At 67.9% G+C, this 11,956-nt stretch carries 11 protein-coding genes and 2 pseudogenes; 7 read left to right on the forward strand and 6 right to left on the reverse strand.

The genetic code is table 11. The features are described 5' to 3' along the window. The first annotated feature begins 1 nt into the window (after position 1). The 4 genes and pseudogenes from R0145_RS16950 to R0145_RS16965 all read left to right on the forward strand — a co-directional run bounded on the left by R0145_RS16950 (position 2) and on the right by R0145_RS16965 (position 2,721). A complete protein-coding gene (locus R0145_RS16950; RefSeq protein WP_317838126.1) occupies positions 2-325 on the forward strand; it encodes a hypothetical protein in 324 nt (107 codons plus the stop codon). 160 nt (positions 326-485) lie between these two features. Next, entirely contained in the window at positions 486-1,547 is a 1,062-nt protein-coding gene (locus R0145_RS16955; RefSeq protein ID WP_317838127.1) for an NADH:ubiquinone reductase (Na(+)-transporting) subunit F, read from the forward strand. Between the two features lie 119 nt (positions 1,548-1,666). After that, a pseudogene (locus R0145_RS16960) lies at positions 1,667-1,960 on the forward strand (MTH1187 family thiamine-binding protein); the annotation flags it as partial. A 110-nt stretch (positions 1,961-2,070) separates the two neighbouring features. Further along, positions 2,071-2,721, forward strand: coding sequence for an LON peptidase substrate-binding domain-containing protein (locus tag R0145_RS16965; RefSeq protein WP_317838128.1), 651 nt, complete (start codon positions 2,071-2,073; stop codon positions 2,719-2,721). A gap of 55 nt (positions 2,722-2,776) precedes the next feature. Here R0145_RS16965 and R0145_RS16970 read toward each other — a convergent pair whose 3' ends face one another. Together R0145_RS16970 and R0145_RS16975 are read right to left on the reverse strand one after the other, a co-directional pair. Continuing rightward, positions 2,777-2,986, reverse strand: coding sequence for a heavy-metal-associated domain-containing protein (locus tag R0145_RS16970; RefSeq protein WP_317838129.1), 210 nt, complete (start codon positions 2,984-2,986; stop codon positions 2,777-2,779). Positions 2,987-3,122: 136 nt separating this feature from the next. Continuing rightward, positions 3,123-3,638 carry a metal-sensitive transcriptional regulator gene (locus R0145_RS16975; protein WP_411742059.1) on the reverse strand — a complete coding sequence of 172 codons (516 nt, stop codon included), beginning with the start codon at positions 3,636-3,638 and terminating at the stop codon, positions 3,123-3,125. Positions 3,639-3,909: 271 nt separating this feature from the next. Between R0145_RS16975 and R0145_RS16980 the strand changes: the two genes are divergently transcribed. Beyond that, the gene (locus tag R0145_RS16980) at positions 3,910-5,334 is read left to right on the forward strand and encodes a helix-turn-helix transcriptional regulator (RefSeq protein ID WP_317838130.1); all 1,425 of its coding nucleotides are present in this window, start codon (positions 3,910-3,912) and stop codon (positions 5,332-5,334) included. A 182-nt stretch (positions 5,335-5,516) separates the two neighbouring features. Here R0145_RS16980 and R0145_RS16985 read toward each other — a convergent pair whose 3' ends face one another. Continuing rightward, a complete protein-coding gene (locus R0145_RS16985) occupies positions 5,517-5,951 on the reverse strand; it encodes a hypothetical protein (protein ID WP_317838131.1) in 435 nt (144 codons plus the stop codon). A 1,128-nt stretch (positions 5,952-7,079) separates the two neighbouring features. On the opposite strand from R0145_RS16985, the gene R0145_RS16990 reads away from it, so the two are divergent. Further along, positions 7,080-7,931 carry a hypothetical protein gene (locus R0145_RS16990; RefSeq protein WP_317838132.1) on the forward strand — a complete coding sequence of 284 codons (852 nt, stop codon included), beginning with the start codon at positions 7,080-7,082 and terminating at the stop codon, positions 7,929-7,931. Between the two features lie 626 nt (positions 7,932-8,557). Beyond that, complete coding sequence (dnaB, locus tag R0145_RS16995) at positions 8,558-9,934, forward strand: replicative DNA helicase (RefSeq protein WP_317838133.1); 1,377 nt, start codon at positions 8,558-8,560, stop codon at positions 9,932-9,934. A 27-nt stretch (positions 9,935-9,961) separates the two neighbouring features. Here dnaB and R0145_RS17000 read toward each other — a convergent pair whose 3' ends face one another. The 3 genes and pseudogenes from R0145_RS17000 to R0145_RS17010 all read right to left on the reverse strand — a co-directional run. Beyond that, the gene (locus R0145_RS17000) at positions 9,962-10,099 is read right to left on the reverse strand and encodes a hypothetical protein (RefSeq protein WP_317838134.1); all 138 of its coding nucleotides are present in this window, start codon (positions 10,097-10,099) and stop codon (positions 9,962-9,964) included. A 29-nt stretch (positions 10,100-10,128) separates the two neighbouring features. After that, positions 10,129-10,986 (reverse strand): type I restriction-modification enzyme R subunit C-terminal domain-containing protein, encoded by an 858-nt coding sequence (locus R0145_RS17005; RefSeq protein WP_411742127.1) that lies wholly within the window; start codon positions 10,984-10,986, stop codon positions 10,129-10,131. A gap of 204 nt (positions 10,987-11,190) precedes the next feature. Next, positions 11,191-11,820, reverse strand: a pseudogene (locus tag R0145_RS17010) (DEAD/DEAH box helicase family protein); the annotation flags it as partial. Between the last annotated feature and the right edge of the window lie 136 nt (positions 11,821-11,956).

The following is an 11,956-nucleotide window of genomic DNA, read 5'->3' on the forward strand; positions in this document are numbered from 1 at the left end:
CATGGCCATCAACGCTCGCTACGACTACGACTACCCGTCCCGGTCCGCCCAGGCGCTCTACGGCGACAACATCATGGTCCATCTCTGGCAGAAGGACGACCTGTGGTTCGCGTCACCGGCCTGCGTCCTGGTGCCGAAGGCGATGACCTGGAAGGACTTCTACCAGACCCAGTTCCTGCCGTACGTCTCCGCCAACCCGCACACCACGGGTGGGGAGAGCTACGCCTGGAGCCTGGTCGACAACGCCTTCACCCCGCAGGACGACCGCACCCTCGAGGAGCTCGGCGTCCAGCACAAGAACACCCTGGGCTTCGCCCGGGCCTGACCGACACCGCTGGGAGGGGCCGGGACCGTCCCCGGCCCCTCCCGCCATCCACACGCCGTCCGCCCGCACCAGCGGCCGGCGATCACCCGCGCGGCGATCACCGCCCCGCTGCCCCACGCACCCACCCGCCCACCGCGTCAGAGAGAACCGCAGGGACACCATGAGCCACACCGTCACCGTTGAACCGCTCGGCCGCGAGGTCGAGGTCGCCGACGACCAGACCATCCTCGAGGCCTGCCTGCGAGCCGGTGTCTGGTTGCCCCACTCCTGCACCCACGGCACCTGTGCCACCTGCAAGGTGGAGGTCCTCGACGGCGAGGTCGACCACGGCGAGTCCTCCAGCTTCGCGCTGATGGACTTCGAGCGCGAGGAGGGCAAGACCCTGACCTGTTGCGCCCGGCCGCAGAGCGACGTCACCATCGAGGCCGACATCGACATCGACGAGGAGTTGGAGATCCACCCGGTCGACGACTACACCGGCACGATCGTCGAGCTGACCGACATCGCCCACGACATCAAGCGGCTGCGGATCGAGCTGGACCGCGACCTGTTCTTCAACGCCGGGCAGTACCTGCGCGTCCTCGTGCCGGGCACCGACGGCATCGACCGGACCTGGTCGATGGCCAACCCGCCCACCGAGAACCGGGTGGTCGAGTTCCAGGTGCGCAACGTCCCCGGTGGCGTCGCCACCGACGGGTGGCTCTTCAAGGACGCCGCGGTCGGCGACACCGTGCAGCTCTCCGGGCCGTACGGACGCTTCGTGCTGCGGACCTGGGAGGAGGACACCCCGGTGATCATGCTCGGCGGTGGCACCGGCCTGGCCCCGTTGGCGTCGATGGTCAAGCACGCCCTGGTCGACGAGGCGTACGAGGGCCACATCACCCTCTACGCCGGCGGGCGCACCGTCGCCGACCTCTACGACGTCGACTTCTTCCGCGGCCTGGAGGAGGAGTACCCCGACCGGTTCACCTTCCACCCGTGCGTCTCCGCCGGGGCGGCCCCGGCGGGTTACCGCACCGGCTTCGTCAGCACGGCGATGGAGGAGGACTACGACAAGCTGACCGGCTACCAGGGCTACATGTGCGGGTCGCCGCGGATGGTCGAGGGCTGCCTGAAGTCGTTCATGAGCCGGCGGCTGTTCCCGCGCGACATCTTCCACGAGGACTTCTTCAACGAGGGCGACAAGCAGGCCGGGGTGAGCTCCCCGCTGATCAAGCGCTGAGGCCGACCGGACGCCTCGGGTGACCGACAGTGGCCCGGGGCGTCCCCGGGCGGCCGACGGCTCGCCGACGCCCGGCCGGAACCCCCGCCGGAGCGGAGCCGAGTGACTACGGTGGGCACATGCTCGTCGCCTTCTCCGTGGCCCCCTCCGGTGGGGACAATCCCGATGCCTCCCTGCACGAAGCCGTCGCCGCCGCCGTCCGGGTCGTCCGTGCCTCCGGCCTGCCGAACCGCACCGATGCGATGTTCACCACCATCGAGGGCGAGTGGGACGAGGTGATGGACGTGGTGAAGCGGGCCACCGAGGCGGTGGCGGCGTACGGCCCCCGGGTCTCCCTGGTGCTCAAGGCCGACATCCGACCCGGGCACACCGGGGAGCTCACCGGCAAGGTCGCCCGCGTCGAGGCGACGCTGGCCGCGGAGGCCGGAACCCCCGGCCAGGACCCGGCGGAGGCGGGGCGCGGGACGTCCCGGGCGCCGGGCGCCGGGAACGACGGTGGCGGCGGCGCCGGTCGGGCGGGCTGATGAGGAGACTCCCGCTCTTCCCGCTCGGGGTAGTGCTGTTCCCCGGCATGCCGCTGCAGCTGCAGGTGTTCGAACCGCGCTACCTCCGCCTTCTGGAGGACCTGTCCGGGCGGGACCCGGAGGAGCGTGAGTTCGGCATCGTGGCGATCCGCGAGGGCTCGGAGGTCGGCACCCGACGGGTGCACAGTGTGCACAGCATCGGCTGTGCCGCCCGGCTGGCGTCCGCCCGATCCCTCGGGGAGCGGTTCGTGATCCGGGTGATCGGCACCTGGAGGTTCCGGCTGGACGGGGTCGATGCGGCGGCCGAGACGCCGTACGCGACCGGACTGGTGACGCCGCTGCCGGAGAAGCACGGCGACGAGTCCCAGGTGGCCGAGCACGCCCGTGAGGTGCGACGGGCGTTGGAGGCGTACGCCACCGCCCTGAACGGGGAGATCCCGCCGCTCCCCGAGGATCCGGACGAGTTGGCCTACACCGTGGGCGCGCTCGTCCCGCTCAGCATCCCGGACCAGCAGGAACTGCTGGCGGCACCGACCACCGAGGACCGGCTGGTGGTGGCGCGGGACCGGCTGTGGCGTGAGGCGGGACTGATCCGCGCGACACACTCACTGCCGTTCCGGCGCAACGTCGGCGAGTCCTCGCCGAACTGAGTCGAATCCGACCTCGCCGACCGGGTCGTCGCCCCCCGGGCGATCAGGCAATCGATCAGGCCGGGGCGACCGTGTAGCCTGCCTCGTCCACCGCGGCGGCGATGGCCTCGAACGCGACGGCGGTGTCGGACGTGACGACCATCCGGCCGGACTCCAGCGTCACGTCGACCGCGGTGACCCCGTCGACCGCGCTGACCTCCTCGGTCACCGAGTTGACGCAGTGGCCGCAGCTCATGCCGGAGACGGTGTACGCAGTGGTGGCCATGGATATCCTCCCGTGGAGTCGGTGCCGCGGCGAACCTGTGCCACGGCGGTGGTGCTGGTGAGTAGCGTACGCCGGGCCGCCGGGCCCCTCACACCGGAGCCAGGGCGGGATCAGGGCCGGCTGGACAAGGACCGCGTCAGGACCGGACCAGCCGGGCGATCGCCGCGGAAGCCTCGGCCAGCTTCTGGTCGGCCTCCTCGCCGCCGGCCTCGATCGCATGCATCACGCAGTGGGACAGGTGTTCGTCGAGCAGGCGCAGCGCAGTGGACTCCAGCGCCTTGGTGACCGCGGAGATCTGGGTCAGGATGTCGATGCAGTACTGGTCCTCGTCGACCATCCGCTGCAGGCCGCGGACCTGCCCCTCGATCCGGCGCAGCCGGCGGACGTAGTCCTGCTTGTGGTCGGCATAGCCCCACGGGTTGTCGGTCGCGCAACAGCCCGCCGCATCCTGCGCCGCGGTGACATCGTCGGTCATGACGGCGTCACCGGCCTCGGCGCCAGCCGTCTCTGTGGCGTCACCCGTACGGTCCTCGAGGGTCAGTGCCACCGGCCGAGCGGGATCCTCGACGGCCACCCGGCCAGCACCGCCGCAGCAGCTCGACACCGCGGCCGTCGGCGCCGACCCAGTGAGCGCAGTGGTCTCGGCTTCCATCGTGAACCTCCTCCGTCCATCCCCATGATGCCCGCTGGGGTATCCACCCGGATCCCGATCCGCGGGCAGGGGATCGCCACTTCAGCCTACCCGGCGCCGGCGGGGTCTGTCCCGTACCCATCCGCCGGGCAGCACCACCGAGTACCCGGTCCGTACGGTGGGAGTGGTGAGGTGGTGTCTGGTGGTGGATTGTTAGGCTGGGCAGGTGAACGGTCACCCGAGCAGGAGTGGTTCCCCGGGCGGTGCGGGTGGGGCTCGGGAACGTTCTGCCGTGCCTCTGTTGGACGCCGCCACCGTAGTGCTCCGTGGCGGTCTGCCCGGGCAACCGGCCGCCCCCCGCTCGGCGATCGACGTCATCCTCGGCACCCCGCCCAGCGACCTGGGCCGACTCTCACCCCAGGACCGTGCAGCCTGCGTCGCGGCGCTGGCCTGGTGCCTGGTGCAGTCCGGGCAGGCCTCGGCGGCCGCCGAACTGGCCGACCGTGACGGCATGCCACTGCTGCGCCGCGTCGCCGCAACGGCACCGGCCGACACCCAATCGGCGTGCTACGCGGCACTGGCCGAGGCCTACCTGTCGATCGGCCGCTGCCGCGACAGCACCGACTGCGCCCGCATCGCCCTCGACTACGCCACCGAGTCCGACGACGACGCCCACCGAGTCCGCACCCTGGGCCTCCTCGCCGCAAGCCTGGCCCTCAACGGCGAGTTCGCTCAGGCAGATGCCCTGCGGGACAGGGCGGAGGAGCTCGGCCAGGCGCATGACTGGCCCGGGATGTGGCCGGTGGTGCTCGCAGCGGTCCTGATCGACTCTCGGAGGACTGACGCCGAAGGCCTGGAGGCCACCCTGGCGTCCCTGAGGAGTGGCGACTCCGACGGGGTCGTGGAGCGCGTGGTGCTCCGCATCGGGCTCAGTTCGCTGCATGCGGTCCGTGAGGAGTATGGGGAGATGCTCACGGCGACCGAGCGGGTGACCCACGGTGCGGACCGGCGCAACTGCCCTCCGTTCCTGCTGGATCAGGCAACGGCGCTGCAGTGTCTGGCCCTCGTCCAACTCGGTGATCCTGCTGGTGCCCTGAGAGCGGTCGCCGACAGACAATCCCCTCCGGAGCATTCGGTGTGCTTCGAGCTCCTGCGTGCGGGGATCCATCTGCAACTGGAGGAGCCGCGCAAGGCGCTGCAGGTCACCGAGGCCTGCGTCGGGAATTGCCCCGACCACAATGTCGGGACGCTACCCTCGGTCCACCTGCGCCGAGCAGTGGCCCATGAACTGCTGGGACAGCACGACTCGGCGGACGTCGAGTACTCCCTGTCGGCCCATCTGGCCGCCGGTGTGGGGGCAGTGGGTCCTGCCTTCGGCCTACCGCTCGATGTCCTGGAGGGGCTCTACTTCCGGCTGATGAGGAACGAGCCCGAGTTCGGCCGCCTCATCGCCGCACGCATCCCCGCCGACGGCAGCTATTCCGATCCGAGGCCGCTGAGTTTCGTGCCGCCGCAGCTCACCGAGCGAGAAGCCGTCCTGGCCGGATGGCTGGCCACCGACCTGACCCTCGCCCGGATCGCCGACCGGCTGAAGGTGTCGATCAACACGGTGAAGACCCAGACCCGCACTCTCTACCGCAAACTCGAGGTCTCCGGCAGGGCCGAAGCGGTCGACAGCCTGGAACAGGCCGGGTTCTTCGTCAGCCCGCCGGGCTGACCACCTGCACCATCGAAACCGGCCCGGAATCCGACCGTTGCCGACAACCCCGTGCATCCGCAGTCCTGACCCCTCCGCGTCACCACGGCGCTATGCGATCAGGACCGAGGCGAAGACCATCGGCCACTTCTCGCACCCCAGCCGTACGCGGACCCCGCCCGCCGCCACAGGGCCGGTGACTGCTACGAGCAGTTGACCACGACCTGGCCGACCGCGAAGTCGTTGGCGTACGTCTGGCAGTTGCTTACGATCGGTCCGCCCGAGTAGCACCGGGAGCCGGAGTAGTTGCCGGCGGTCTGGAACGTCCAGTAGAAGTAGAAGGTGTACTGGCCGGTAGTGGGGGCCGTGTAGGTGAGCACGACGTGGCCTGAACCGTTGGGGCTGTGGGGCGGTGCATCAATCGTGTTTCCGAGCTGGGCACCACTGGTCCCGACTGGGCTTGTGCCGGCGACGATGTACGTCGATTGGTGGGCGGCCAGGGGGTTGATGCCGTAGGAGATCCAGTCGTATGTGAAGGTGTAGGTCTTGCCCGCCACCAGGCAGAAGGTCTTCGCCACGGTGATGGTCGAGTTGGCCTGCGAAGGGTCGCCTTGAGCCACGACGACCGGGCCGGTCAAGCTCACATTGTTCGAGCTTATGGGCTGGTTAGCCAAGCAGTTGCCCCCGGTGCAGGGGTCAACGAACGGGTGGCCCGCTGTGTAAGAGAAGCCGTTGTACCAGCCGACGCTCTGATCCGCACCCCCGAAGAAGCTGCCCGTCGTGGACAGCTGCCACCCGTTGTGCGGGCCCGAAGCTGACGACCCGAAGCCGGTGACGTCCAGGCCGTCGCACGGATTGCACGACCCCGGGCTCGCGGCAAAGGCGGGGAGCGTACTGACCGCGACGACCGCGGGGGTCGCCCAAGCGACCCCCTTCACCACATTGCGTCGCGATACCCCCCCGGATGCCCGCTTCGTCTCCGAATTATCGGTTTTGGTATGCGTCATCGTCTCCGTACCCTATTCTTTCGCGGCACCGAATCCCGATGCAAAGGATCTTCTCGGCGCCTTCCTGAATCCTGAAGATCGCAGGTAGAATATCCGTCAACCAAACGCTGCCCCCACCATTGGCGGCGGAGTTCACCCCAGAGTTCACCCCGCCCCGGGTCGATCGGTCCACTGACACACCGGCGTAGGCACGAGGACATTCGTGGTCGCACTGGCCGCCAAAGTCAGGCCACCCCCACGCTGCTCGAGTAGATCAGATTCTTGCCAGTAGACCGAGAGCGCCCCGGCCCCGCCACGACCGGCGCCCGGGCAGCGGTGTGTCGACACCCCAGTAACTGCCGCGATCACCCACGCAATCCATCCACGATGGTTCGTCGTCTGACACCTTGGAGCGAGGGGCCGGAAGGATCAGTGATTTAACTCAGTTCACCTGCGCTCACCCTCACCCACATCAATAGCTTAGGATTTTCCAATCCATTCTCGGCGAATCTTCAGACACCCGGTCAGGTGTGGTCGATCTATAGCAACAACGCCAGCCCTGGCGGGACTTTTCGGACCACGATTCGCCTCTCCGATGGCCGCGCTTCTCCGGGGCACCTGTCTGATCGGCCGGATCCGGGATGTCACCGACCTGTGTCAGCCCCCGAAGCCGACGGGTGACATCGGAGGTGAAATTCCGCACTGGGGACAGGGTGGGGTCGCGCCCGGTGGTGGGATGCCGATATCGAACAAGTGTCGTCCGCTCGCGCTCCGGGATCCGTGCGAGCGGACGACGCCTGGGCGGACGAACAGTCGGGTCTCTGCGGGGGCGCGCAGGAGATTGACGAGCAAGAACTCGGGGAAGAGGGGATCGATGCATTCCACTCGGCCATCCGACGGAGCGGTTCGATGAACGGAAGTGCCTTCGACGCGACTCCTCCGTCGGGCGGTGGTCGGACCCGACGACGCAAACCGGCCGCAGGCACCGCCTGGGAGACTCCCGTCGTCGTCGCGGTGAGCAAGGCGCCGGAGATCGCAGCCTCGCCTCAGACGGTGGGTCTCAGCGGTTCGGTCACCATCGGCCAGACCTGCGGCAGGATGAGCAACACGCTTGAGATCATCGGTCGCGGCAACCGCATCGGCGGAGGGGATGGTGATGGCCTGTGGGTCTTCGGCGGTCGAAGCTCCCGTTCCACCATCACCGATGCCACAATATGCTTCTACTTCTCAGTCTCGGACCTCACATTCAGTGCCTCAGCCGAGGACTCCGGATGGACCGCGCTGGTCAGGACCGGCACAACACCCACGATCAATGGCCTCACGGCCTACCGGACCAACTACGACGGAAGGTGGACCTGGGACTCCGCTCGTCGAATCTGGACGACGGATGGCTGTCCACGGTTCACTGCGTCGTACACCGGTCCGCGCGTCCAGAAGCAGGCGTACGTACGACGTAGTGTGACGATCAACGGACGTGTCACGTCCTTCGGGGCCCAGAGTTGCGTGATCACCGAACTCCCCGTCGTCGATACGGCACCGATCCACTCCACCCCGGCGGTGAGAGGCCCGTCCCGGGCACTCAGACCGCCACCGAACAGCCCGCTGACAGACCGAGAGCCGGACGCGGTGTGAGGCGTCCACCCGGTCCCGGGCTTCACCGGTTACGCCCAGGATCTCCCTCGGCTTGAGCGTCGCCGCCGATCGAGTCTCTTGACCCGTTCGCCGTTGTCATCTCGGGATCGGCCGGAGGTGACCGAGAGTTGTGCACAGCACGTGTGGAAATGCCATATCTGGTCGCGGCTGTCAAGCCTCCAAAGGGTCCATAGACCAGCTGCACATGTGGTCTGATGATTGCTCCGGCTGAGTTTTCATCCACTCCCCAGCGCGTGCGGAATCCCTTGTCAGAGCGGTGTCGGGGAAGGTCTGACCGATCCTCGTGGCAGGCAGTCCACAAGTTGTCCCCCTGCCCGGTGAGAGTCTCCACAAGCCGTCCCCGGTTGTCCACATCCCCTGTGGACAACCGGGGTGGCGGACTACCTCGCGAGCGTCTACGGTGGAGCTCCGCCGGTCCCCAGGGAGCAGCGGAGGTGGACCCCCGACGGCCCGAGAGGGGCGGTCCGGCGGCAGGTTCCAGGCGCCGTCTCCGACAGCGATCCGTACGTCGCCTGCCGTCGTACCGAAGGGTCGTACGGGAGGACTGTCAGAGCCCGTACCTAGGGTCGGTCCCAGCAGTGGGCAGTGTCGGAAGAGGGGGAGTCATGGGTGTCGTCGGGCTGGAGCAGGCCTGGAACGCCGACCATCGGGAGCCCGGGCCGGGGCCGGATCGTCAGCCGCCGCAGGATCTGGTCGCCGAGCAGAGCGTGCTGGGCGCGATGATGATCTCCAAGGACGCCATCGCCGAGGTCATCGAGCTTGTCCGCAGCGACGACTTCTACAAGCCCGCCCACGAGTTGATCTTCGACGCGATCGTGCACCTGTACTCCCTCGGCGAGCCCGCCGACGCGATCACCGTGGCCGAACAACTGACCAAGCGCGGCGACATCGCCCGGGTCGGCGGCCACACCTACCTCTACGATCTGGTCGCCTCCGTCTCTGTCGCCGCGAACGCCGGCTACTACGCCCAGATCGTCCGCGACAAGGCGGTGCTGCGCCGCCTGGTGCAGGCCTCGATCAAGATCGCCCAGCTCGGCTACAACGCCGAGGGCGACGTCGACGACATCGTCGACGAGGCCCAGGCCACCATGTACGCCATCGCCGACCGGCGCACCACCGAGGACTACAAGCCGCTGGAGCAGCTGATCGAGCCGACGATGGACGAGATGGAGCTGATCGAGGCTCAGGGTGGGGTGATGAGCGGCGTCCCCACCGGCTTCGCCGAGCTCGACGAGCTGACCGCGGGTCTGCACTCCGGGCAGATGATCATCATCGCCGCCCGACCGGGCATGGGGAAGTCGACGCTGGGGCTGGACATCTGTCGCTCCGCCTCGATCAAGCACGGGCTGACCTCGTGCATCTTCTCCCTGGAGATGAGCCAGACCGAGATCACCATGCGGATGCTCTCGGCCGAAGCATCGGTGCCGCTGTCGCACATGCGCCAGGGCACCATGTCGAGCGACGAGTGGGACCGGGTCTCCGGCAAGGCCAGCCTGATCGGGTCCGCGCCGCTGTATGTGGACGACTCCCCCAACCTGACGATGATGGAGATCCGCGCCAAGGCACGCCGACTCAAGCAGCAGCACGACCTGAAGCTGATCGTGCTCGACTACCTGCAGCTGATGAGCTCCGGCAAGAAGGTCGAGTCCCGCCAGCTGGAGGTCTCCGAGTTCTCCCGGCAGATGAAGCTGCTCGCCAAGGAGCTCGAGCTGCCGGTGATCGCCATCTCGCAGCTGAACCGTAACCCGGAGAAGCGGGACGACAAGCGCCCGTCGGTCTCCGACCTGCGTGAGTCCGGTTCGCTGGAGCAGGACGCGGACGTGATCATCCTCGTCCACCGCGACGACTACTACAACAAGGACGACTCCGACCGGGTCGGCGAGGCCGACATCATCGTCGCCAAGCACCGCAACGGCCCCACCAAGACCGTGACGGTGGCCTTCCAGGGCCACTACTCACGGTTCACCGACATGGCGCACTGACGACACGCGGTGCCGACCTCGCAGCGCTCACGCCGCGCCGCTCGGCACCGCGCGAGCATTCATGTTCCGGAGGATGTCGACAATGACGTCGACGTCCTCCGGGAAGATCGCGTCGACAAGACCGTGGTCGACGTACGGCGACTCGTAGAGCCGGGCCGGCTTCATTACCCCGTTGGCGGTGAGCTCGTCGACGATCAGCGACCCGAACGGATCTGCTCGACGGAGAACTTCGACTCATCCAGGAAGCCCGCGACGGCCTCGTTGACAGCGGACCGGTCCAACCCAACAAGTGAGCGGATGAACGGGCCGAGCGCACCCGCACGCTCGGTCACCCACGCGAGGTCTACCTGCTGGTCGCCGCCGGACGCGACGAGCATCCCCGCAAGCGAGCCGAGGTCGTCGGCGGTGAGTTGCTCGTTGCGGCGCAATCGTTGCAGCGCGACATGGTCCCTGTGCTGCCGCAGATAGGCCTGTGCCTTGGCGCGGAACCGCTCCCAGTTCATCCCCGAGGTCGCCTGCGGCAGGTCGACCACCGTCGGCTCGTCCAGGGTGTCCTCGAAGTCGGTGTAGACCGGGCTCTGCCGCGTCTTCTCGACGAACCGTACGAGGTCGCGCAGCCGCAGCCGCATGACCTCGAGCATCGGCAGGGTGACGTCGACCCACCACTCGTCGCCGGCCACCTCATCGAGGAACGGCAGCTGCTCGGCCACCGACGGGATGGTCTTCTTCGGCAGCAGTGCGGTCGCGATGGCCTGGATGGCCTCGCGGATCCGCTCGGCGGCGACGGCGTCGCCGTCGGAGCTGGGCGAGCTGTCGCCGCAGCTGCAGCGACCCTTCAGAGCCGGGCAGGTCCTGGCTGAAGTAGTCGAGGTTGCCGCAGAAGTCGAAGACGAGGAAGTCCTTCTTGTCCTCACCCGGGCGAACTCGCCGCCGTACTCGGGGTAGGCGACGTTGAACCGTTGCGCGATGAACTCGGCGTGGGCCTGGTTCCTCGCGAAGACGATGGTCTTGCCGAGCCGATCGCCGCCGGCGACCTTGTAGCCCTGCGACATCAGGGTGGCGAGGACCTTGTCGACGGTGTCCTCGTTGAAGGGGAAGCGGTTGATCTCCTCGGAATCGATGGCCTCCAGCGGGCCGTCGTCGCCCCAGTCCAGGGCGTCCCACTCGTCCTTCTCCTCCTCGGAGAGCTCGTCGTAGCGGATACCGGAGCGAAGGAACTTCGTCCCGACCGACACCCCGAGTGGCGGCACCAGGAATCCGTCGCCGACCGCCTCGTCAAGGCCGTACGCGTCGGTCGGGACGCCGTCCTCGAGCTGGAACAACCGGTAGGTGTTGTGGTCGACCTCGTCCTTCGGCGTCGCGGTCAGTCCGACAAGGTAGGAGTCGAACCATTCAGAGATCGCCCGGTATTTCTGGTAGACGGAGCGGTGCGCCTCGTCGATGACGATCAGGTCGACGTAGCCCGGCCCGAACCGACGGTCACTGTCGTCGCCGCGGTCCAACTCGGCGTTGATCAGGTTCATGATCGTCGGGTAGGTGGAGGCTTACACCCGTCCGTCGACGGTCTTCTCGGTGACCAAATTGACGGTCGTGACCGACGGCAGGTGGGCCTTGAACGCGTCGACCGCCTGGTTGACCAGTGCCGTACGGTCGGCCAGGAAGAGCACGCGCTTGACCCAGTTGGCCTTCATCAGCTGGTCGACCAGCGCGATCACCGTACGGGTCTTGCCGGCGCCGGAGGCCATCACCAACAGCACCTCGCGCTGGCGCTTGTCGAGGGCGGCGTCGATCGCCTTGATGGCGCGGGTCTGGTAGTAGCGCCCGACGATGTCGGCATCGACAGGAGCTCCCGCCAGCGGCCGGCGGGTCGCGCGCCGCTGGATCATCAGTTCCAGTTCGTCGCGGGTGAAGAAGCCCTGGATCTCACGCGGCGGGTAGCCGGAGTCGCCGAAGGCGGCGTCGTCCCAGATCCAGTGCTGGTAGCCGTTGCTGCAGTAGTTCACCGGTCGACGGCCATACGCG

This window comes from Raineyella sp. W15-4, assembly GCF_033170155.1.
Taxonomy (GTDB): domain Bacteria; phylum Actinomycetota; class Actinomycetes; order Propionibacteriales; family Propionibacteriaceae; genus Raineyella.

Excerpts from the sequence above, each read along its gene's own strand:
- R0145_RS16950 (WP_317838126.1), top strand. The coding sequence starts at position 2 with ATGGCCATCAACGCTCGCTACGACTACGACTACCCGTCCCGGTCCGCC.
- R0145_RS16955 (WP_317838127.1), top strand. The coding sequence starts at position 486 with ATGAGCCACACCGTCACCGTTGAACCGCTCGGCCGCGAGGTCGAGGTC.
- R0145_RS16965 (WP_317838128.1), top strand. The coding sequence starts at position 2,071 with ATGAGGAGACTCCCGCTCTTCCCGCTCGGGGTAGTGCTGTTCCCCGGC.
- R0145_RS16970 (WP_317838129.1), bottom strand. The coding sequence starts at position 2,986 with ATGGCCACCACTGCGTACACCGTCTCCGGCATGAGCTGCGGCCACTGC.
- R0145_RS16975 (WP_411742059.1), bottom strand. The coding sequence starts at position 3,638 with ATGGAAGCCGAGACCACTGCGCTCACTGGGTCGGCGCCGACGGCCGCG.
- dnaB (WP_317838133.1), top strand. The coding sequence starts at position 8,558 with ATGGGTGTCGTCGGGCTGGAGCAGGCCTGGAACGCCGACCATCGGGAG.
- R0145_RS17000 (WP_317838134.1), bottom strand. The coding sequence starts at position 10,099 with ATGAAGCCGGCCCGGCTCTACGAGTCGCCGTACGTCGACCACGGTCTT.
- R0145_RS17005 (WP_411742127.1), bottom strand. The coding sequence starts at position 10,986 with ATGTCGCAGGGCTACAAGGTCGCCGGCGGCGATCGGCTCGGCAAGACC.